A 20,480-nucleotide genomic window follows, 5' to 3' on the forward strand; every position below is an offset into this window, starting at 1 on the left:
GCGCTGCGCAACGCGGCAAGGCATTGATGGGAAAAGGTTTCATATGAAATCCAGATCCTGTCGCAGCGGACCGCCGCGGCGACTGGACGGCGCGCGGCGGGGCTGTCACGCTTGGCGGCTTTCACGCCGCCGAAACACCGCCATGACCGATCCGCGCCTGGAAACCCTGTTGCAGTCCTGTCCCGAGCTGCGTCTGAAGACCGAGCCGGGCGATCTGGAGCACTACGGGCGCGATTGGACCCGGCGCTGGACGCCGTCGCCACTGGCCATTGCCTTGCCGGGCAGTGTCGAGGAAGTGCAGGCGGTGGTGCGCTGGGCCAATGAGCACAAGGTGGCCGTGGTGCCTTCGGGTGGCCGCACCGGCCTGTCTGGCGGTGCAGTCGCGGCCAATGGCGAGCTGGTGCTGAGCCTGGAACGGATGAACAAACCGCTCGGTTTTGACGCGGTGGATCGTACCTTGGTGGTGCAGGCCGGCATGCCGCTGGAAGCGGTGCACAACACCGCCAAGGAACATGGGCTGATCTATCCGGTGGATTTCGCCGCGCGTGGCTCCTGTTCCATCGGCGGCAATATCGCCACCAATGCTGGCGGTATCCGCGTGATCCGTTATGGCAATACCCGCGAGTGGATCGCCGGGCTCAAGGTGGTTGCCGGTAACGGTGAGTTGCTGGAGCTCAACAAGGGCTTGATAAAGAACTCCAGCGGTTACGACTTCCGCCAGTTGATGGTCGGCTCGGAAGGCACGCTCGGCATCGTGGTCGAGGCAACCTTGAAGCTGACCGATCCGCCGCCGACCACCAATGTGATGGTGCTGGCGTTGTCGTCGTTCGAAGTGCTGATGCAGGTGTTCTCCGCCTTCCGTGAGCGCCTGCAGCTTGAGGCCTTCGAGTTCTTCACCGACCTGGCGGTCAAGCACGTCACCGCGCATGGCGCGCAGTATCCGTTCGAGGAGATTCACCCGTATTACGTGGTGACCGAATACGCCTCGGCTGACGAGGCAGGCGAAGCCGCCGCGCTGGCGGCGTTCGAGCATTGCATGGAGCAGGGCTGGGTGCTGGATGGCGTGATCAGCACCAGCGAAGCACAGGCGCAGCAGCTATGGCGTCTGCGCGAAGGCATCACCGAATCGGTGGCGCGCTACAAACCGTACAAGAACGACGTGTCGGTGCGGATCTCGGCGATGCCGGCCTTCCTGGCCGAAACCCAGGCGCTGATCAATGGTGCCTACCCGCACTTCGAGGTGGTCTGGTTTGGCCATATCGGCGACGGCAACCTGCACATCAATGTGCTCAAGCCCGACGACACCAGTGACGCCGAATTCCTCAGCCAGTGCGAGCACGTGACCAAGCTGCTGGCGCAGGTGCTGCTACGGTTTGATGGCAGCATCTCGGCGGAACACGGCATCGGCCTGGTCAAGAAGGCCTATCTTTCCAGCACCCGCAGCGAGGCCGAAGTTGCGCTGATGCGTGGGGTGAAGCGCACCTTCGATCCGAACTGGTTGTTGAACCCGGGCAAGCTGTTCGATCAGTAGTCGCGCAGCTGCCCGCATGTGCGGCGGAGCCGCCGCGCGAACGGGTCGAAGATGTGCGCCCGCAGTCCAGCATGAATGGATCTGGTGGGCAGCATGGCTGGTGGTTCCCACCGGCGGCGACGGTCGGTACTCTTGACGCCCTTGCTCATCCGACGTTGACACGCCAATGATCCGCTCGATCCTGTTCTGCGCTTTGATTGCCCTGCCGATGTCGGCATTCGCCTCCAGCTTTGCAGGCACGTCGGCCGGTTCCGCATCTGGCGCATCGTCCAATTCCTCGGGTAGCTCCTCGGGTGACGACAAGGTGTTGCTGGACGCACGCGAAGACGCGGCGGGTTTTGTGGCCAGCAATGGCGAGATCCGTGGCGCATGGCTGGAAGCGGCCTTGATCCAGCTGCGCGAACGTGATGCTGCCGCGCGCGATGCCAGCGACATGGAATTGGCCCGGAAGATCCTGGCCCTGTGATGGATCTCCGCCGGCTGCCGCCCGCGCGGTGGCTGGCGGTGTTGCTGCTGCTCTGCGCGGCAGCGCCCCTGCAGGCGGCACTGCGCATCGAGTTGCAGGCAGCCGCACCGACGCTGGATTCGGCACAGGTACTGGCCAGCCAGCAACTGATCGACGATGTACTGGCGCGTATTCCCGCCGGTATCGAAGCCAGCAGCGCATTGACGCTGCAGCTGCGCTGGCGTGACGACCTGCCCGAGCATGTGCAGGGTAGGGCGCGCGGGCCTGAACTTGGTTTGGATAAACGTCTGTTGCCACTGTTGTTGCAGGGCGATTCCGCATCTGCGGACGCCTCGGCCCCGATGTGGCAACAGGCACGTGCCGCGCTGATCCACGAGCTGGGACATGCGTTGGACCGTTCCGCCATCGGCGGCTGGTCAGCTCAACCGCGCTTTCTGGACCTGGCCGGTTGGCAGCAACGGCCATTGTGGCCGGGGCGTGGACGCAACCACTTCAGCCTGCGCAGCCCCGATCGCTACGAGCTGGAGAGCCCGACCGAGTTCTTCGCGGTAAACCTCGAACACTATCTGCTTGACCCGGAGTACGCCTGCCGGCGTCCGCTTCTGCATGCCTGGTTCGTTGAGAATCTTGGCACGCCGCGTCAGTTGGATGTGCTGCAGTGCCCGCAGGCCTTGCCGTTCATGCAGGCTGGCGAGCAGGAAGGTCTGGCCGACCTGCTCGATCTCGACCCGGCGCGGGTCTACGAGATCGACTACCTGCTGGCCGAAGGCAACGAGAAGCTGATGAGCCGCTGGGGCCACAGCATGCTGCGGCTGGTGGTGTGCGCGCCGGGCCGTACACCTGGTCCCGCCTGTCGTATGGATCTGCAATACCACCTGGTGCTGTCGTTCCGTGCCTTCGTCGGTGATGTGCAGATATCCAGCTGGCGTGGCCTGACCGGGTCCTATCCGTCGCGGCTGTTCGTGCTGCCGCTTAGCCGGGTGATCGAGGAATACACCAAGGTCGAGCTGCGCGGGGTGTCATCCACGCCGCTGCGCCTGCAGCGTGATGAGATCAACGCGGTGCTGCAGCAGGCGGCGCGGCTGCACTGGGACTACGACGGGCGCTATTACTTCATCAGCAACAATTGCGCGGTGGAAACCGGCAAGCTGCTGGGCGATGGGGCGCCGCGGCTTGGCTCCGCAGATCTGCTGTCGATCACCCCAACCGGTTTGCTGCACAGCCTGCGCGGCGAAGCATTGGCCGATCCGCCGCGCGACCGTGCACAGGCGCTGCGCGGCGGCTATTACTTCGAGTCGGCGGCCGCCCACTACGCGCTGGTGTTCGAGATCGCCCGCAAAGCGCTGCCATTGCCGGCCGACAACGTGGAGGCATGGCTGGCACTGCCGCCCGCGCAACGCTGGAGGTGGATGCAGCAGGCTGATGATCAGGTGCTGGCTGCCATGCTGTTGCTGGAGCAGGCTGCGTGGCGACGCGGGGAGGTGGCTGCAGCCGATGTGCTCAAGCGCAGCCTGCTTGCCGGCGGCAAGCGGCGGCCGGAAATGGCGGACTTCCAGGCACTGATGGAGCGGTCTGCGGTGCTGCTGGCGCCGGGCGGCCTGTTGGGGCCGGGGCAGGGCTATGGCATTCCCGATGTGGATGAACGAGAGCGCTTGAGCGCCGAGGCCGCCGCCGGGGCTGGGCCCGCCCGGCAACAATGGAAGGCCCTGCGCGAGGCCGCATTGGCCGCGCTGCCTGGAGCACAGCGCGCGCGGATGGAGCAGATCGAGTCGAACCTGCTGTACCTGCGGCAGCGGCTGCGTTTAGGGTACGGTACGCCATCAGGGGAGGCGGCGACGCTCGATGAGCGCCGTCCGGATCGGTTTTCAGGAGAGCGCGGTTGATTGGTACTGGGCAGCAGACGGTCGATGCGATGGCCGAGGATGTGTTGAAGCTGCGCTCCTGCGCGATTCTCCAGCTTGACCCTGATGGTCAGGTGCTCAACTGCAATGCCGGGGTGGCAACGGTATTTGGCTATCCCGGCGAAGAGATCCGCGGGCTGCCGTTCTCGCAGTTGTTCAGCGCTGCCGATACGCAGCGCGGCATAGCCCAGCAGGCCGTTGCGCGCACGCTGCAGCAGGGCAGCGACCAGCTCAGCCTGGCGATGGTGCGCAAGGACGGGGGCCGCTTTCGCGCATCGATGATATTGGAGCGGATAGCCGACCAGCGTGGCGTGCGGGTGCTGGTATTGATCCGTGACGTCACCGAGGCATTCCAGACCCAGAAGCGGGTGCGCGAGGCACAGGAAGTCGCGCTGCGCGCGCAGCGCCTGGACGCGGTGGGCAAGTTGACCCTGGGGCTGTCGCACGACTTCAACAACCTGCTGTCGGTGATCGGCAACAGCCTGGACATGCTGTCGTTGCGCCGCTCCGGCGACGAGAGCGTGCGCCGAATCCTGGACATCGCCCACCGCGCGGTCGGGCGTGGCACCCAGTTGACCCGGCAGATGCTGGCATTCGGGCGCGGGCAGACCCTGGTGCCGCAGCTGAGCGAGGTGGATGATCTGCTCAATGCCTCGCTGGAGCTCTACCGCCGCGTCTGCGGCGAAACCATCCAGTTGAACGTGAGCATTGCCGAGCAACTGCCGCCGATTTCGGTGGACATCGGTCAATTGGAAGCGGCGCTGTTGAACCTGCTGAGCAATAGCCGCGATGCCATGCACGGCGTCGGCAAGGTGCTGTTGTCGGCACGGCTTGAAACCATCATTGTGCCGTCGGGCGCGGGTGAGGCGGGGCAGTTTGTCTGCATCTGCGTTGGTGACAGCGGGCCGGGTATCCAGGCCGAGATCCAGGAAAGCGTGTTCGAGCCGTTCTTCACCACCAAAAGCGTGGGTGATGGCAGCGGACTGGGGCTGAGCCAGGTGTATGGCTTTGCAGCGCAGTCTGGCGGCACGGCGACCATTGGTACGTCGGCGCTGGGTGGGGCAGCGGTGTCGCTGTATTTCCCGGTCGTGGCGTAGCCGGCTGGTTTTTGTAGGAGCGGCGTAAGCCGCGAAGCTGGCTATCTACCAAGACACGGCATTCTGGGGATTTTTGGATCTCAACCCATATCGGCTTCGCGGCTAACGCCGCTCCCACAAACCAGCTGCTGCAGCCTCCCGCCATTTGGCGGGAGGCTGTCGTCAATCAATCAGCGCGGCCGCCGAATTCACCGGTGGTGGTGTTCACCAGGATGCGTTCGCCGTTGACGATGTACTCCGGCACCATGATTTCCAGGCCGGTGCTGAGCTTGGCCGGCTTCGGGCGCTTGGTGGCGGTGCCGCCCTTCAGTTCCGGCGGGGTCTCGATCACTTCCAGGGTCACATGCTGCGGCATCTGCACGGCAACCGGCTGGTCGTCGATGACCTGCACGTAGATGCCGGTCAGGCCTTCGGTGATGTAGCCGGCGTCGTCGCCGATGACCTCGGCGTCCAGCGTGTACGGGGTGTAGTCCTCGTCATCCATGAACACGAAGGCGTCGCCGTCCATGTAGGAGAAGGTGGACTGGCGGCGCAGCAGCTCGACTTCCGGCAGGTTGTCATCGGCATCGAAGCTGGCATCGAGCTTGTTGCCGCCCGGCACGCTGTACATGATGAAGCGGAAGCGGACGTTGCCGCCACGGCCCTGCGGCGAGCTGCGCTCGATGTCGCGGATCTGGTAGACGCCGTTGTTGTACTCGACGACGTTGCCTTTCTTGATGTCGTTGGCTTTCATAAATGCAGGGAATGGGAATAGGGAATCGGGAATGGAAGGTCAACCGCCTTCCATCCAACGGACAGGCAATGAGGTTCAGGCAATGGCGAAGCGATAGCGGGGTTCAATTCCCCACTCTCTATTCCCCATCCCCGGCTCAATTACTTCGGTGCCAGACGTACCGCACCGTCGAGGCGAATAGTCTCACCGTTGAGGTAGGTATTGCCAATGATGTGGCCGACCAGGCTGGCGAAATCGGCCGGCTGGCCCAGCCGCGACGGGAACGGGATGGAGGCAGCCAGCGATTCCTGCACGTTCTGCGGCATGCCGTCGACCATCGGGGTCCAGAACACACCCGGGGCAATGGTGAGTACGCGGATGCCGAAGCGCGACAGCTCGCGTGCCATCGGCAAGGTCATGCCGACCACACCGCCCTTGGAGGCGGAATAGGCGGCCTGGCCGATCTGGCCCTCATAGGCTGCCACCGAGGCGGTGTTGATGATCACACCGCGCTCGCCGTCGGCGTTGGCCTCGTTGTGCTGCATCAGTTCGGCGGCGGCCTTGGCGACGTTGAAGCTGCCGACCAGGTTGACCATCACCGTGGTCTGGAAGTTGGCCAGCGGCATCGCCGCTTCGCGGCCGAGCACGCGGCCGGCACCAAGGATGCCGGCGCAGTTCATCACCACGTTCAAGCCGCCCAGGAACTCACGCGCGGCAGCCAGATTGGCGGCGACACCGGCTTCGTCGGTGACATTGGTGGTGAAGTAGCGGGCATTGTCGGCGCCCAGTTCGGCGACCGCAGCGGCGCCCTTTTCATCATTGAGGTCGAACAGGGCGACCTTGCCGCCATTGGCAACCAGGAACTGGGCGACGCCGAGGCCGAGGCCAGAGACGCCGCCGGTGATGACGGCACGAACGGAAGACAGCTGCATCGGAACAATCCTGCTGAGTGATCCGCCGATTCTAGCTGATGCCGATCCGCGGCCAGCGGCTGCGGGCAGACCTGTGGCCCAGGACCTGATGCAGCGAGGCCATGGGCAATTGAATCCTGTCCTTGCCATGAAGGTAGCCCGGGTAAGCACAGCGCACCCGGGGAGCGGGATAGTTGGGGGGGGCTGGAGCATCTGCCGAAAGCCCCAGGTGCGCTGCGCTTACCCGGGCTACGGGGTGATTCCGATCTGTGCCAGGTTGGGGGTGATCAGACCTGTGGTACCGGGCCGGCGATGTCGGCCCTGGTTAGTTGCCGGCTGAAGTCAGGCGGCGACAGGCCAGGTGCAAACAGGAAGCCCTGGCCAACCGGCACGCCAAGCCCAAGCAGGAACTGGCGCTGCGCCTCGGACTCGATGCCTTCGGCGACCAGACCCAGGCCGAGGCTGCGGGCGATGCCACAGACCGCCTCGCAGACGGCGACGTCGGAAGGGTTGCCAGGTACGCCGCTGATGAACAGCTGGCTGAGCTTGAGGCCGTGGATCGGCAGGGTGCGCAGGTAGTTGAGCGCGCTATAACCTTCACCGAAGTCGTCGATGGTCAGTACCACGCCCATGGCGCGCAGCTCGGCAAAGGTGCGCAGGGTCGCCGGGGCGTCCTCGATCAATACCCGCTCGGTGAACTCCAGTTCCAACGCGCTGCCGGGCAGGCCGTAATGGTCCAGCACCTCGCGCACCTGGCGCGCCAGGCGGTCGCCACTGAACTGGCGGTAGGAGACGTTGATCGCCACCCGCATCATGCCCAGCCCCTCGCGCTGCCACTCGCGGATCTGCCGACAGGCCTGGTGCAGCACCCATTCGCCGATGCGCACGATGTCGCCGGTGTTCTCGGCATGGCTGATGAAGATATCCGGGCGCAGCTCGCCGAGCTGGCGGCTGCGCCAACGGATCAGGGCTTCGCAGGCGATGGTCTGGCCGCTGCGCAGGTCAACCTGCGGCTGGTAGACCAGCCGGAACTCGTCGCGGTCCAGGGCCTTGCGCAGGCGCCGCTCGATCTGCAGGCGGTCGCGTTGGCGCCGTGCCAGTTCCGGCGAGAACAGCTGCCAGCCATTGCGGTCGCGGCGCTTGCATTCGTACATGGCCAGATCGGCGTTCTGGATCAGTTGCTGAGGGCGCACGCCATCCTTGGGGGCGCGGGCAATACCAATGCTGGTAGTGACCGGGAATTCGTCCTTGCCGAACTGGAACGGCGGGACGAAGGCGCGGGTGATGGCCTCGGCCAGCTTCTCGGGACGTCCTGGCAGCTCGCGGGCGTCGCAGGTCACCACGAATTCGTCGCCGCCGAAGCGGGCCAGCAGGCCCTCGGTGCCGATCGCATCGGCAATACGGCGGGTGGCCTCGATCAGCAGCAGGTCGCCGGCGTTGTGGCCAAGCACATCGTTGACGGTCTTGAACCGGTCCAGATCGATGTAGAGCACTGCGACCTCGGCGTGCGAGGGGTTGCTCAGCCGGGCTTCCAGATCGGTAAGTGCGGCATCGCGATTCATGATGCCGGTCAGCGGGTCGGTGCGCGCCTGGTTCTTGAGGGTCTGCTCAGCGTGCTTGGGCTCGGTGATGTCCTGCAGGGTGCCGGCGATACGGTTCGAGGCAAGGTCGCCAAGCTCCACTTCGCCGATCATCCTGATCCAGAAGCTGTGGCCGCTGGCGCGTTGGCCCTGCAGTTCCAGTTCGAACCCGGTGCGCTGCTCGACCACGCGTTCCATCGCATCGCGCAGTTGCTGGCGCGACAGGCTGTTCAGGCAGGCCAGTAGCTGCTCCAGATCGGTGGGAGGGGATTGCTGGCCAAGAATGCGCTGTGCCTCGCCGGTGAGGTAAAGCCGCTGCTGGCCACGGTCCCACTCCCAGCCGCCGATATGCGCCAGCGATTGGGCGCGGTCGAACAGGGCGTGGTCGCGCTTGAGTTCGGTGATGTCACTGAACAGGGAAAATACATGGTCGGGCAGGTCACAACCGGCCGAGAACACCGGCACCGTGGTGATCGAGATCCAGATCATCCGCCCGTTGGGGCGGTGGTACAGGCCGATGATGGTGCTGGGGATGGTCCTGCCTTCGGCAAACGAGCGGGTTACCGGCCAGTGCTCGGGCCGCAGCCGACGGCCGTGCTCATCGACGCTGATCCACTCGTCGCTGTGCAGTGGCACCTTGGCCGGGGCAATGCTGCCGAGGTTGAAAATGCGGTGTGCCGCGGGATTGGCGGAAATGATGCCCAGGTGGCGGTCAAACAGCATCACCCCCTTGTCGATGGACTCCAGCAGCAGGCGGTAACGGGTTTCGGCCTGCCAGCGCCGGCTCAGGTCGCGGGCGACGGCGACGATGCAATGTGCATCGTCGTGCTCGATGGTGGCCGAATGCACCTCCACCGGGAAGCGGCTGCCGTCACCGCGCATGTTGGTGACTTCCACCACATAGGTTTCGCCACGATTGAGGGTTTCCCAGACCGGCTCAAGGTGGTCGGCCGGCAGGTCGGGATTGAGCAGCTCGATGGGCTGGCCGACGATCTCCTCGCGGGTACGACCATAGGCGCGGACCCCGGCGCTGTTGACGTCCAGTACCACGCCGGTAGCGCTGAGGATGCTGACCGGGTCGGGCACTGCGTTGAACAGGGCGGCGTAGCGACGTTGTGCCAGCCTTCGCTCGGCCATGGCCTCGGTCAAGGCTGAACGGGCAGCAAGCAGGGCCTGTTGCAGGCTGATCGGCAGCGGTTGCTGAAGTGCATTGTCCAGTCCAGCCAGCGCGTCGACATGCGCGGCGCGGTGATCGCCGTCGTCAGATATCCCAAGCTGGCTGGTTCCGGTCATGACACTGTCAATGCCCTTCCTGTCTTGCTGCCTGTCTGCCGGCCCAGTCGTTCTGCGAGCCAGTTCCCCGTAGCGGCCAGCGCCGGCAGATCCACGCCGGTACGCATCCCCATGCCGTGCAGCATGTAAATAACATCTTCGCTGGCGACATTACCACTAGCACCGCGCGCATAGGGGCAGCCACCGGTGCCGGCCACGGCTGAATCCACCACCCGCACGCCTTCCTCCAGGCAGCTGGCGATATTGGCCAGGGCCTGCCCGTAGGTGTCGTGGAAATGCACGGCCAGGTCGGCGACCGGCAGTTCCGCGGCCACCGCCCGCAGCATCGCACGGGCCTTGAGCGGGGTGCCGACGCCGATGGTGTCGCCCAGTGATATTTCATAACAGCCCATGGCGTGCAGGCGAACAGCCACCCGGACCACGTCGGCCAACGGCACTTCACCCTGGTAGGGGCAGCCCAATACCGTGGAGACATAGCCGCGCACCCGCACACCGTCAGCCTTGGCGCGGGCCAGGATGGGTTCGAAGCGCTGCAGCGACTCATCGATGCCGGCATTGGTATTGGTGCGGTTGAACTGCTCGGAGGCGGCAGTAAACACGGCAACCTCGGTAACCCCTACCGCCAGGGCGCGCTCGTACCCCTGTTCATTGGGCACCAGTACCGGGTAGCTGACGCCCGGCTTGCGCTGGATGCCGGCAAACACCTCGGCGGCGTCAGCCAGCTGCGGCACCCATTTCGGGCTGACAAAGCTGGTGGCTTCGATGCTGCGCAGGCCGGTAGCCGAGAGCCGGTCGATCAATTCGATCTTGTCGGCGGTGGCGACCTGCTGCTTCTCATTCTGCAGGCCGTCACGCGGGCCTACCTCGACGATACGGACGAAATCATTCATGGAGCGGTCTTCGGCTGGAGGTGGGCGCAGGTTGGGCAGGAGCGCGGATTACTGCGCGGTCCAACGGGGAGGGCGCTTCTCGAGGAAGGCGGTCAGCCCTTCGCGACCTTCATCGGATGCGCGCAGGGCGGCGATCAGGCCAGCATTGGCACGGTCCAGTCCATCGCGGTCGCCCAGTGCAGCATGGACCTCGCGGACCAGTACCTTGGCGGAGGCGGCGGCAACCGGGCCGGCCTTGCCCAGCAGGTTGAGCTGGGTCTGCACCGCGGCGTCCAAGGCATCGGCGGCTACGACCTGGTGGACCAGGCCGATCTGCTGCGCGGTAGTTGCGTCGAAATGCTCGCCGGTGGCGAACCAGCGCCGAGCCTGGCGCGGACCGATCGCGGCGATCACATAGGGCGAGATCACCGCGGGCAGCAGGCCGAGCCGGCTTTCGGTCAGGCCAAAGCGCGCGCCCTCGGCCGCAATGGCGATATCGCAGCAGGCGACCAGGCCAACGCCGCCGCCAAAGGCTGCGCCCTGCACGCGGGCGATGGTCGGCTTGGGCAGCTCATCCAGGGTGCGCATCAGCCGTGCCAGCGCCAGTGAGTCGATGCGGTTCTCTTCCTGGCTGGCGCTGGCCATGGAACGCATCCACTGCAGGTCGGCACCGGCCGAGAAGGAGGGGCCGGTACTTGCCAGTACCACGGCACGCACGGCCGGGTCGGCGCCCAGGCTGGACAGGGTCTCGGTCAGGGATTGGATCAGCGCCGCGTCGAAGGCGTTGTGCAGGTCCGGCCGGTTCATGGAAAGGGTCGCTACCGCGCCCTGCTGCTGCACGAGCAGTGCATCGCTCATTGGTAATGCCTGTTTGAACGGTAATCCCACGAATCATAGCGGTGCAGGGGTGGGACGCCATGACGCAGCGCGGCGATGCTAGAATTGATAACCATTCTTATCACCACTCCATAGGCGCTATTCAGTGACGTTGTCAGATTTGCCGCTGCATGCTTCAGCGCGCGTAGAAAGCGTTCAGGACCTGCATGCAAACGATGCAATCGCGCGCCGTCTGCGCGAGCTGGGTTTCGTGAACGGAGAGGAAGTCCGCTTGGTTGCGCGTGGTCCGGTCGGCGGTGAGCCGTTGCTGTTCCAGGTCGGGTTTACCCGTTTTGCGCTGCGTCGTAGCGAGGCCGCGCGCGTCCAGATCAGCGCCGAAGGAGCACAGCCATGAGTACCGCTATTGCCCGGTTGGCGTTGGTTGGCAACCCGAACAGCGGCAAGACCGCGCTGTTCAACCAGCTGACCGGCAGCCGCCAGAAGGTGGCCAACTACACCGGCGTCACCGTCGAACGCAAGGAAGGCCGCATGCGCGGGCCGTCCGGGCAGGAGTATGCGGTGCTGGATCTACCGGGCGCCTACAGCCTGCACCCGGCCAGCCTGGACGAGGCCATCACTCGTGATCTTTGTCGGGGTTTCTACCCTGGCGAAGCTGCGCCGGATGCGCTGATCTGCGTGATCGACGCGACCAATCTGCGCCTGCACCTGCGCTTTGCGCTGGAAGTGCGCGAGCTCGGCAAGCCGATGGTGGTGGCGCTGAACATGGTCGATGCCGCGCGCAAGCGTGGCATCGAGATCGATGTACCTGCACTTGAGAAAGCCTTGGGCGTGCCGGTGGTGGAAACCGTCGCGGTGCGTCACAACGGCGCGCGCGCGCTGGTCGAGCGCATCGATACGCTGATGCCAAAGCTCGACGCCATGCCGGTGCATGCGGCCGAGCCCGGTGCTGACTACCACGCGCAGGTGCGCGACATCCTGGCTTCCGCCGTGCGCATGCCCGCGCCCACCGCCAAGGTGGACGATGCGCTGGACCGTTGGTTGCTGCACCCGGTTTTCGGTCTGCTGACCCTGGCTGTGGTGATGTTCCTGATCTTCCAGGCGGTGTATGCCTGGGCGACGCCATTGATGGATGGCATCGAGGCCGCCTTTGGCTGGCTGGGGCCGGTGGTGGCCGAGAAGCTGCCGGAAGGGCCGCTCAGCAGCCTGCTGGTGGACGGCATCATTGCCGGTGTCGGCGGCGTGCTGGTATTCCTGCCGCAGATCCTGATCCTGTTCGCCTTCATCCTGGCATTGGAGGAGTCGGGCTATCTGCCGCGCGCTGCCTTCCTGTTGGATCGGATGATGGCCTCGGCCGGTTTGTCCGGCCGCTCGTTCATCCCGCTGCTGTCGAGTTTCGCTTGCGCGGTGCCGGGCATCATGTCCACCCGCTCGATCCAGGACCCGCGTGATCGCCTGGCGACCATCCTCGTGGCGCCGCTGATGACCTGCTCGGCGCGCCTGCCTGTGTACGCCTTGCTGATTGGTGCCTTCATCCCGGCCAAGACTGTGTGGGGCGTGTTCAACCAGCAGGGACTGGTGCTGTTTGCCCTGTATGTGGCCGGCATCCTGAGTGCGTTGGTGATGTCGTGGACGATGAAGAAGTTCCGGCGCGACAAGAGCGAGCATCCCTTGATGCTGGAGCTGCCGTCCTACCGTCTGCCCAATCCGCGCGACCTGCTGGTGGGTCTGTACGAGCGCGCGATGATCTTCCTCAAGCGCGTGGGCGGCATCATCCTGTCGCTGACCATCCTGTTGTGGTTCCTGCTCTCGTACCCGGGCGCACCCGAGAACGCGACCATGCCGGCCATCGATTACAGCTTCGCCGGCCAGATCGGCCATGCGATGGCGGTGATCTTCGCCCCGCTGGGTTTCAACTGGCAGATCTGTATTGCCTTGATCCCGGGCATGGGTGCGCGCGAGGTGGCGGTGTCTTCGCTGGCCACGATCTATGCCTTGTCGGCGGCCGATGACGACGCTGCCATCCAGGCGCTGACCCCGGTGATCAGCGATGGCTGGACCTTGGCGACCGGCTTGTCGCTGATGGTCTGGTTCATCTACGCGCCGATGTGCATTTCCACCTTGGCCACGATCAAGCGTGAGACCAACTCGTGGAAGCAGATGGCCTTCGCCACGGTCTACCTGTTCGGCGCAGCCTATCTGGCGGCGTTCGTCACCTACCAGGTGGCGGTGGCACTGGGAGCCGGCTGATGGACAAGGGCCTGCTGCTGCAATACCTGGTCATCGCCGTGGCGGTGCTGGTCAGTGCCTGGGTGGTGCTGAAGAAGCAGTTTCCGGGCGTACTGCGCAAGCTGCGCGGCGTGTTGGCGCTGTGGCTGGTGAAGCCGCAGCGTTCGCCGCGGCTGCAGGCCTGGGGGCGACGTCTGGCGCCGCCGGCAGCCAGCGCTGCAGGGGCATGCGGTGGCTGCAACAGCTGCGGGCCAAGCGAGCCCAAGCAGCATTGAGCAATACGACAACGCCGGGGAAACCCGGCGTTGTTGCCTTTGCAGGCAGGAGCAATTGGATGGCGCGCGTTGCAGCGGTGTCCAGGCTCGGTAGAGGCGGAGCCCGGGTGCGCTGCGCTTACCAGGGCTGCGGTTCTGGCTGCGCATCGCTGGGTCGTTCGGCCGGACCGCGGGGCTGGCAGTGGTGCAGGCAAGGTTTGGATGCTCGCTGAAGCCTCGTGGCTGTACACTGCGTCGATTGCACGGAGCAAACAGGGGGAAGACATGAAGTCATTGATTGGCGTTGTGCTGTGTGTGGTGGTGTTGGCTGCAGGTGGGTCGTTCTATCTGCGTGGTGGCAACAAGATCACGGAGTCCCAGGTGCGCGCGCTGTACATGCGCGCCGACCAGGCGCTTGCGGCAGGCGACGACAAGCCGCTGTGCGAGATGTTGTCGAAAGACTATGTGCAGACCACGGTAACCAAGACCGAAACCCAGCAGGCCGAGCAGCGCTATGACAGGGAGCAGTACTGCGCCTCCTTGGCTGAAAGCATGAGCCAGCTGCGCCAGTTCCGGGAAACCTTCGGTGGTCGCATGCCGCTGCGCTACGAGCAGAAGGTGAACAGCATCAGTATTGCCAGTGATGGCCGTTCGGCCGAGGTTGAGGTGTCGGCCATTGTCGAAATGGCGGGCGTGCGCATGGTCAGCCGCGGCCGCGACACGGTGGAACGCAGCCGCTGGCGGACCTATATGACCGGCAGTCGTTCGATCACCCATGTCGGCAGGATGTAATCGCGCGCTGTGTGCTTGTGCGCTGGGCCGTTGAAGCGTTAGCGTGCGGGCATGAATACGACTCCAACCCGTTTGCTGATCCATGGCGCCTCCGGCCGCATGGGCCAAGCCCTGCTGCGCCTTGCGGCAGAAGATTCCTCCTTGCAGGTGGTCGCCGCGGTGGTGCGCAAACCGCCAGTCCAGCGCGTGATCGATGGCATTCCGCATTTCGCCGCCAGCGAGCTGTCTGGTACGCCTGCATTTGATGTGGCGATCGATTTCAGCCTCCCGGAGGGCTTTGACCCGGTGCTGGCACTGTGCGTGGAACGCGGTGTGGGACTGGTATCGGGCACAACCGGCATCAGTGAGGTACAGCAGGCCGCTTTAGCTGCAGCCGCGAACAAGATCCCTCTGGTTTGGGCGACCAATTTCAGTCTCGGCGTGGCAGTGCTGGCCGAGCTGGTGGAGCGTGCCGCGGCAGCGTTGCCTGGCTGGGACTGCGACATCGTCGAGTCCCATCACGTGCACAAGAAGGACGCCCCCTCCGGTACCGCGCTGACACTGGGGGAATCGGCCCAGCACGGCGGCGCGGAGCCGCGTTACGCCAGCCTGCGTGCTGGCGACATCATCGGCGAGCACTTCGTGCAGTTCACCGGCCTGGGCGAGCGGGTGGAGCTGGTGCACCGTGCCACCAACCGCGACATTTTCGCGCGCGGGGCGCTGCATGCGGCCAAGCAGCTGCGCCAGCGCGGTCCGGCGCAGTACCGGGTGCGGGATCTGGTCGGGACGTCCGAGTTGGCCTGAAACAGCTGAATGCGCGGCACTTTCCTTCCGGAACATGGCTTTTGTCACCACTGAACAGCTGAAGAGAGGCGAACGGGGCGCTGGCGTTGGTGCCCCCTTGCCTTTACAATTCCGGCTCGCCGAAACACGTTAGCCGGACCGGTTCCCAGACCGCCGTCCGCGCTTTTTTGCAACCGGTTTTTGACCGTGAACGCAGGCGTGGCTTCGGAGTCCCCCGGTAGCCAAAGTGAGATTCCCGTGACCCAAGCCGCAATTCTCGTGCTCGAAGACGGCACCGTATTCGAGGGCGAATCCGTAGGCGCGCCCGGCCTATCCGTGGGTGAGGTGGTGTTCAACACCGCCATGACCGGTTACCAGGAAATGCTGACCGATCCGTCCTACGCCCGGCAGATGATCACCCTGACGTACCCGCATATCGGCAACACCGGTATGAACGACCAGGACGACGAAGCCTCCAAGGTATGGGCATCGGGCCTGATCGTTCGCGATGTGCCGCGTCGCCCAAGCAACTGGCGCAACCAGGTGTCGCTGCAGGATTGGTTGATCCAGCGCGGCGTGGTGGCCATCTCCGGCATCGATACCCGCAAGCTGACCCGCATCCTGCGTGAGCGCGGCGCCCAGAACGCTGCGCTGATGGCTGGCCCCGACATCGATGTCGAGAAGGCGCTGGAAGCCGCCCGCAAGTTCCCCGGCCTGAAGGGCATGGATCTGGCCAAGGTGGTCAGCACCGACACGTCCTACGGTTGGACCGAAGGCCAGCTGGACCTGGATCGCAACGAATTCGTGCGCGCCGAACCGAAGTTCAAGGTCGTGGCCTATGACTTCGGCGTCAAGACCAACATCCTGCGCATGCTCGCCGAGCGCGGTTGCGAGCTGACCGTGGTGCCGGCACAGACCCCGGCTGCCGAAGTGCTGGCGCTGAAGCCGGATGGCGTGTTCCTGTCCAACGGCCCGGGCGACCCGGAACCCTGCGATTACGCCATCAGCGCGATCAAGACCTTCGTCGAGCAGAAGATTCCGACCTTCGGTATCTGCCTCGGCCACCAGCTGCTCGGCCTGGCCGCAGGCGCCAAGACCATGAAGATGGGCCACGGCCACCACGGTGCCAACCACCCGGTGCAGGACATCGACGACGGCCGGGTGATGATCACCTCGCAGAACCACGGCTTCGCCATCGACGAAAGCGTGCTGCCTGCCAATGTGCGGGTCACCCACCGCTCGCTGTTCGACCAGACCATCCAGGGCATCGCGCTGACCGATGCGCCGGCGTTCTCCTTCCAGGGCCACCCGGAAGCCTCGCCGGGTCCGCGTGACGTGGCACCGTTGTTTGACCGCTTCATCACCCTGATGGAAGGGGCCAAGGCGTGAGCCAGGCGCGCTGGCTGATGTTGCCGGCGCTGCTGGTCACCTCGGTGGCCAGCGCGGCGCCAGTGACCGCGCAGGAGATCCGCGATCTGCTGCCGCTGACCGGCTTCGAGCGCATGGGCAATGACGCGGCCACGTCCATGTTGGCCAATGTCACGCTCTTCCAGCAGATTCCGGCAGCACAACGCGCGTGCCTGGCCGCGCCGATCGGTGAGGTGCTCAATGAAGCACTGGTGGATCGCCTGGTCGCCAATCTTGGCAACGACGGGCAGCAGCACCTCAAGCGCTGGCAGGCGTTCTATTCAAGCCAGGGCGGCAAGCGCATGGTCGCGACCCAGCGCCAGATGATGTACGGCACCGCCTTGCCCGCCGAGTTCGAGGGCGAGCCCAGCGAGCTGGAGCGCAAGCAGGTAGGTGAGTTCATGGCGAGTGGTTCCTATGAAGCCTTGGGTGCCGTGCTTGCGGAGCTGGGCGAGATGCCCGATGGCCTGCCGCTGCGCATGAGCGAGCGCATCCAGAGCCAATGCGGTGTCACGATTGATCCAGAAGAGTTTTCCTGATCGACAGCGTGCGATCACTTCCCCCAGACACGCTGTACTGACTTAGAGAAGAAAATGCCAAAGCGCACCGACCTAAAAACCATCCTGATCATCGGCGCCGGCCCGATCGTCATCGGCCAAGCCTGTGAGTTCGACTACTCCGGCGCGCAGGCGTGCAAGGCGCTGCGTGACGAGGGTTACCGCGTGGTGTTGGTGAACTCCAACCCGGCCACGATCATGACCGACCCGGAGATGGCCGATGCCGTCTACATCGAGCCGATCAACTGGCAGACGGTCGAGAAGATCATCGACAAGGAGCGCCCCGACGCGCTGCTGCCGACCATGGGCGGCCAGACCGCGCTGAACTGCGCGCTGGACCTGGCTGACCACGGCGTGCTGGAGAAGTACAACGTCGAGCTGATCGGTGCCAAGCGCGAAGCCATCCGCATGGCCGAAGACCGCGAGCTGTTCCGCGTGGCGATGGGCGAGATCGGCCTGGAATGCCCGACTGCAGCCGTCGCCCACACGCTGGAAGAGGCGCTGGAAATCCAGACCCGCGTTGGCTACCCGACCATCATCCGGCCGTCCTTCACCCTCGGCGGCAGCGGCGGCGGCATCGCCTACAACCGCGAAGAGCTGATCGAGATCGTTGGTCGCGGCCTGGAACTGTCGCCGACCACCGAAGTGCTGGTCGAAGAATCGGTGCTGGGCTGGAAGGAATTCGAAATGGAAGTGGTCCGCGACACCGCGGACAACTGCATCATCGTCTGCTCGATCGAGAACCTGGACCCGATGGGCGTGCACACCGGTGACTCGATCACCGTGGCACCGGCGCAGACCCTGACCGACAAGGAATACCAGCGCCTGCGCGATGCCTCCATCGCCGTGCTGCGCAAGATCGGCGTGGATACCGGCGGTTCGAACGTGCAGTTCGGCATCAGCCCGACCACCGGCCGCGTGGTGGTGATCGAGATGAATCCGCGCGTATCGCGTTCCTCGGCACTGGCCTCCAAGGCCACCGGCTTCCCGATCGCCAAGGTCGCCGCCAAGCTGGCTGTCGGTTACACCCTGGACGAATTGAAGAACGAAATCACCGGCGGCCTGACCCCGGCCTCGTTTGAGCCGTCGATCGACTACGTCGTCACCAAGATTCCGCGCTTTGCCTTCGAGAAGTTCCCTGCTGCCGACGCGCGCCTGACCACCCAGATGAAGTCGGTGGGCGAGGTGATGGCGATGGGCCGCACCTTCAAGGAATCGCTGCAGAAGGCACTGCGTGGCCTGGAAACCGGCAAGGTCGGCCTCGACCCGACCGAGCTGGACCTGGGCAACGAAGACGACGTCGCCACCATGAAGCGCGAGCTCAAGGCCCCGGGCCCGGAGCGTCTGTTCTACGTCGGCGATGCCTTCCGTACCGGCATGAGCGTGGAAGAAATCTATGGCCTGTCGCACATCGACCCGTGGTTCCTCGACCAGATCGAAGAGATCATCGCTGACGAAAAGCAGGTCCATGCCGAAGGTATCGATTCGCTGAACGCAGCGCGCCTGCGCAAGCTCAAGCGCGCCGGTTTCTCCGATGCGCGCCTGGCGCAGCTGACCGGCACCAACGAAGCGGCCATCCGTGCACTGCGTCGCGCCCACAAGGTGCGTCCGGTCTACAAGCGCGTTGACTCCTGCGCCGGCGAGTTCGCCACCGGCACCGCCTACCTGTACTCGACCTACGAGGACGAGTGCGAGGCCGCGCCGAGCAACCGCGACAAGATCATGATCCTGGGCGGTGGCCCGAACCGCATCGGCCAGGGCATCGAGTTCGATTATTGCTGCGTGCACGCTGCGCTCGCCCTGCGCGAGGATGGTTTCGAAACCATCATGGTCAACTGCAACCCGGAAACCGTTTCGACCGATTACGACACCTCCGACCGCTTGTACTTCGAGCCGCTGACGCTGGAAGACGTGCTGGAGATCGTCGAGCTGGAGCAGCCCAAGGGCGTGATCGTGCAGTACGGCGGGCAGACCCCGCTGAAGCTTGCGCGTGCACTGGAAGCCAATGGCGTGCCGGTGATCGGCACCTCGCCGGACTCCATCGATCTGGCCGAAGACCGTGAGCGCTTCCAGCAGCTGGTCGAGAAGCTCGGCCTGAAGCAGCCGCCGAACCGCATCGCCCGCAACGACCAGGAAGCCCTGCTGCTGGCCCGCGAGATCGGCTACCCGCTGGTGGTGCGCCCGAGCTACGTGCTTGGCGGCCGTGCAATGGAAATCGTCTACAGCGAAGCCGACCTGGCCCGCTACGTGCGCGACGCGGTCAAGGTGTCCAACGATTCGCCGGTGCTGCTGGACCACTTCCTTGATGCGGCGGTCGAAGCCGACGTCGACATCATCTGCGACAAGGACGGCAAGGTCCTGATCGGCGGCGTGATGGAGCACATCGAAGAAGCCGGCGTGCACTCCGGTGACTCGTCCTGCTCGCTGCCGCCGTACTCGCTGTCGGCTGAAACCCAGGCCGAACTGCGCCGCCAGGTCACCGAGCTGGCCAAGGCACTGCAGGTCGTCGGCCTGATGAACACCCAGTTCGCGATCCAGGCCGATGCCGATGGCAACGACGTGATCTACCTGCTGGAAGTCAACCCGCGTGCCTCGCGCACCGTGCCGTTCGTGTCCAAGGCGACCGGCATGGCGCTGGCCAAGATCGCTGCCCGCTGCATGGCCGGCAAGACGCTTGCCGAGCAGGGCGCGACCAAGGAAATCGTGCCGGATTACTACTCGGTGAAGGAAGCGATCTTCCCGTTTGCCAAGTTCCAGGGCGTCGATCCGATCCTCGGGCCGGAGATGCGCTCCACCGGTGAGGTGATGGGTGTAGGCCGTACCTTCAGCGCAGCGTTCGCACGTGCGCAGGAAGCCGGCAGCATCAAGACCCCGCCGGTCGGCAAGGTCTTCATCTCGGTGCGCGACGCTGACAAGCAGCGCGTGATGCCGGCGGTGCAGGGGCTGGTCGAACGCGGCTACTCGCTGGTGGCCACCCGTGGCACCGCCGCCTGGTTGCAGCAGCACGGCTATACCTGTGACGTCGTCAACAAGGTGGTTGAAGGCCGTCCGCACATCGTGGACAGCATCAAGAACGGCGAGATCGTCTACATCGTCAACACGACCGAAGGCCGTGCTGCGATCAATGACTCGTTCTCGATCCGCCGCGAGGCACTGCAGAACCGCATCACGTACTCCACCACCGTTGCTGGCGCCAAGGCGCTGGTGCAGTCGCTGGAGTTCCGTGGCACCGGTCCGGTGTTGTCGCTGCAGGAACTGCACAAGGAGTTGAATGCATGAGAGCCC

The 20,480-nt window shown here is 64.8% G+C and carries 17 protein-coding genes; 12 read left to right on the forward strand and 5 right to left on the reverse strand.

Going from position 1 to position 20,480, the window contains the following annotated elements; all coding sequences use genetic code 11:
- Positions 1 to 142: 142 nt before the first annotated feature.
- The 4 genes from AC1VWL_RS00190 (at position 143) to AC1VWL_RS00205 (ending at position 4,995) form a co-directional block, all read left to right on the forward strand.
- Complete coding sequence (locus tag AC1VWL_RS00190; RefSeq protein ID WP_482985326.1) at positions 143 to 1,531, forward strand: FAD-binding oxidoreductase; 1,389 nt, start codon at positions 143 to 145, stop codon at positions 1,529 to 1,531.
- 166 nt (positions 1,532 to 1,697) lie between these two features.
- Positions 1,698 to 1,997 (forward strand): DUF2388 domain-containing protein, encoded by a 300-nt coding sequence (locus AC1VWL_RS00195; protein ID WP_282272621.1) that lies wholly within the window; start codon positions 1,698 to 1,700, stop codon positions 1,995 to 1,997.
- On the forward strand, positions 1,997 to 3,880 hold the full coding sequence (locus AC1VWL_RS00200) for a DUF7844 domain-containing protein (RefSeq protein ID WP_482985327.1): 1,884 nt from the start codon (positions 1,997 to 1,999) through the stop codon (positions 3,878 to 3,880). Before AC1VWL_RS00195 ends, AC1VWL_RS00200 begins: the two co-directional genes overlap by 1 nt.
- A complete protein-coding gene (locus AC1VWL_RS00205) occupies positions 3,877 to 4,995 on the forward strand; it encodes a two-component system sensor histidine kinase NtrB (RefSeq protein ID WP_482985328.1) in 1,119 nt (372 codons plus the stop codon). Before AC1VWL_RS00200 ends, AC1VWL_RS00205 begins: the two co-directional genes overlap by 4 nt.
- A 166-nt stretch (positions 4,996 to 5,161) precedes the next feature.
- Here AC1VWL_RS00205 and yeiP read toward each other — a convergent pair whose 3' ends face one another.
- From yeiP to AC1VWL_RS00230, 5 genes are all read right to left on the reverse strand, one after another.
- Positions 5,162 to 5,728, reverse strand: coding sequence for an elongation factor P-like protein YeiP (yeiP, locus tag AC1VWL_RS00210; RefSeq protein ID WP_282270790.1), 567 nt, complete (start codon positions 5,726 to 5,728; stop codon positions 5,162 to 5,164).
- A gap of 140 nt (positions 5,729 to 5,868) precedes the next feature.
- On the reverse strand, positions 5,869 to 6,639 hold the full coding sequence (locus AC1VWL_RS00215) for an SDR family NAD(P)-dependent oxidoreductase (RefSeq protein WP_296252128.1): 771 nt from the start codon (positions 6,637 to 6,639) through the stop codon (positions 5,869 to 5,871).
- A gap of 266 nt (positions 6,640 to 6,905) precedes the next feature.
- On the reverse strand, positions 6,906 to 9,491 hold the full coding sequence (locus tag AC1VWL_RS00220; protein ID WP_482985329.1) for a sensor domain-containing protein: 2,586 nt from the start codon (positions 9,489 to 9,491) through the stop codon (positions 6,906 to 6,908).
- Positions 9,488 to 10,381 (reverse strand): hydroxymethylglutaryl-CoA lyase, encoded by an 894-nt coding sequence (locus AC1VWL_RS00225; protein WP_282270784.1) that lies wholly within the window; start codon positions 10,379 to 10,381, stop codon positions 9,488 to 9,490. Before AC1VWL_RS00225 ends, AC1VWL_RS00220 begins: the two co-directional genes overlap by 4 nt.
- A 48-nt stretch (positions 10,382 to 10,429) precedes the next feature.
- On the reverse strand, positions 10,430 to 11,218 hold the full coding sequence (locus tag AC1VWL_RS00230) for an enoyl-CoA hydratase-related protein (protein ID WP_482985330.1): 789 nt from the start codon (positions 11,216 to 11,218) through the stop codon (positions 10,430 to 10,432).
- Positions 11,219 to 11,342: 124 nt separating this feature from the next.
- Here AC1VWL_RS00230 and AC1VWL_RS00235 point away from each other — a divergent pair, with 124 nt between their 5' ends.
- The 8 genes from AC1VWL_RS00235 to carB all read left to right on the forward strand — a co-directional run bounded on the left by AC1VWL_RS00235 (position 11,343) and on the right by carB (position 20,474).
- Entirely contained in the window at positions 11,343 to 11,591 is a 249-nt protein-coding gene (locus tag AC1VWL_RS00235) for a FeoA family protein (RefSeq protein ID WP_296252135.1), read from the forward strand.
- Positions 11,588 to 13,444, forward strand: coding sequence for a ferrous iron transport protein B (feoB, locus tag AC1VWL_RS00240; protein WP_296252137.1), 1,857 nt, complete (start codon positions 11,588 to 11,590; stop codon positions 13,442 to 13,444). Before AC1VWL_RS00235 ends, feoB begins: the two co-directional genes overlap by 4 nt.
- A complete protein-coding gene (locus AC1VWL_RS00245) occupies positions 13,444 to 13,698 on the forward strand; it encodes a DUF6587 family protein (protein ID WP_482985331.1) in 255 nt (84 codons plus the stop codon). The genes feoB and AC1VWL_RS00245 overlap by 1 nt, the downstream gene beginning before the upstream one ends.
- A 264-nt stretch (positions 13,699 to 13,962) precedes the next feature.
- The gene (locus AC1VWL_RS00250) at positions 13,963 to 14,469 is read left to right on the forward strand and encodes a hypothetical protein (protein ID WP_482985332.1); all 507 of its coding nucleotides are present in this window, start codon (positions 13,963 to 13,965) and stop codon (positions 14,467 to 14,469) included.
- A 51-nt stretch (positions 14,470 to 14,520) separates the two neighbouring features.
- A complete protein-coding gene (gene dapB, locus AC1VWL_RS00255) occupies positions 14,521 to 15,252 on the forward strand; it encodes a 4-hydroxy-tetrahydrodipicolinate reductase (protein ID WP_482985333.1) in 732 nt (243 codons plus the stop codon).
- A gap of 237 nt (positions 15,253 to 15,489) precedes the next feature.
- The gene (gene carA, locus AC1VWL_RS00260; protein WP_482985334.1) at positions 15,490 to 16,620 is read left to right on the forward strand and encodes a glutamine-hydrolyzing carbamoyl-phosphate synthase small subunit; all 1,131 of its coding nucleotides are present in this window, start codon (positions 15,490 to 15,492) and stop codon (positions 16,618 to 16,620) included.
- Positions 16,617 to 17,177, forward strand: coding sequence for a DUF2059 domain-containing protein (locus AC1VWL_RS00265; RefSeq protein WP_482985335.1), 561 nt, complete (start codon positions 16,617 to 16,619; stop codon positions 17,175 to 17,177). The genes carA and AC1VWL_RS00265 overlap by 4 nt, the downstream gene beginning before the upstream one ends.
- A 54-nt stretch (positions 17,178 to 17,231) precedes the next feature.
- Positions 17,232 to 20,474, forward strand: coding sequence for a carbamoyl-phosphate synthase large subunit (gene carB / locus AC1VWL_RS00270; protein ID WP_482985336.1), 3,243 nt, complete (start codon positions 17,232 to 17,234; stop codon positions 20,472 to 20,474).
- Positions 20,475 to 20,480 lie beyond the last annotated feature (6 nt).

This window comes from Stenotrophomonas sp. STEN063 (assembly GCF_056854515.1).

What these genes read in the sequence shown, in the direction of transcription:
- AC1VWL_RS00225 (WP_282270784.1), bottom strand. Translation starts at nt 10,381, where the DNA reads ATGAATGATTTCGTCCGTATCGTCGAGGTAGGCCCGCGTGACGGCCTG.
- dapB (WP_482985333.1), top strand. Translation starts at nt 14,521, where the DNA reads ATGAATACGACTCCAACCCGTTTGCTGATCCATGGCGCCTCCGGCCGC.
- AC1VWL_RS00190 (WP_482985326.1), top strand. Translation starts at nt 143, where the DNA reads ATGACCGATCCGCGCCTGGAAACCCTGTTGCAGTCCTGTCCCGAGCTG.
- AC1VWL_RS00215 (WP_296252128.1), bottom strand. Translation starts at nt 6,639, where the DNA reads ATGCAGCTGTCTTCCGTTCGTGCCGTCATCACCGGCGGCGTCTCTGGC.
- AC1VWL_RS00245 (WP_482985331.1), top strand. Translation starts at nt 13,444, where the DNA reads ATGGACAAGGGCCTGCTGCTGCAATACCTGGTCATCGCCGTGGCGGTG.
- feoB (WP_296252137.1), top strand. Translation starts at nt 11,588, where the DNA reads ATGAGTACCGCTATTGCCCGGTTGGCGTTGGTTGGCAACCCGAACAGC.
- AC1VWL_RS00200 (WP_482985327.1), top strand. Translation starts at nt 1,997, where the DNA reads ATGGATCTCCGCCGGCTGCCGCCCGCGCGGTGGCTGGCGGTGTTGCTG.
- AC1VWL_RS00250 (WP_482985332.1), top strand. Translation starts at nt 13,963, where the DNA reads ATGAAGTCATTGATTGGCGTTGTGCTGTGTGTGGTGGTGTTGGCTGCA.
- AC1VWL_RS00220 (WP_482985329.1), bottom strand. Translation starts at nt 9,491, where the DNA reads ATGACCGGAACCAGCCAGCTTGGGATATCTGACGACGGCGATCACCGC.
- AC1VWL_RS00195 (WP_282272621.1), top strand. Translation starts at nt 1,698, where the DNA reads ATGATCCGCTCGATCCTGTTCTGCGCTTTGATTGCCCTGCCGATGTCG.
- carB (WP_482985336.1), top strand. Translation starts at nt 17,232, where the DNA reads ATGCCAAAGCGCACCGACCTAAAAACCATCCTGATCATCGGCGCCGGC.
- AC1VWL_RS00230 (WP_482985330.1), bottom strand. Translation starts at nt 11,218, where the DNA reads ATGAGCGATGCACTGCTCGTGCAGCAGCAGGGCGCGGTAGCGACCCTT.
- yeiP (WP_282270790.1), bottom strand. Translation starts at nt 5,728, where the DNA reads ATGAAAGCCAACGACATCAAGAAAGGCAACGTCGTCGAGTACAACAAC.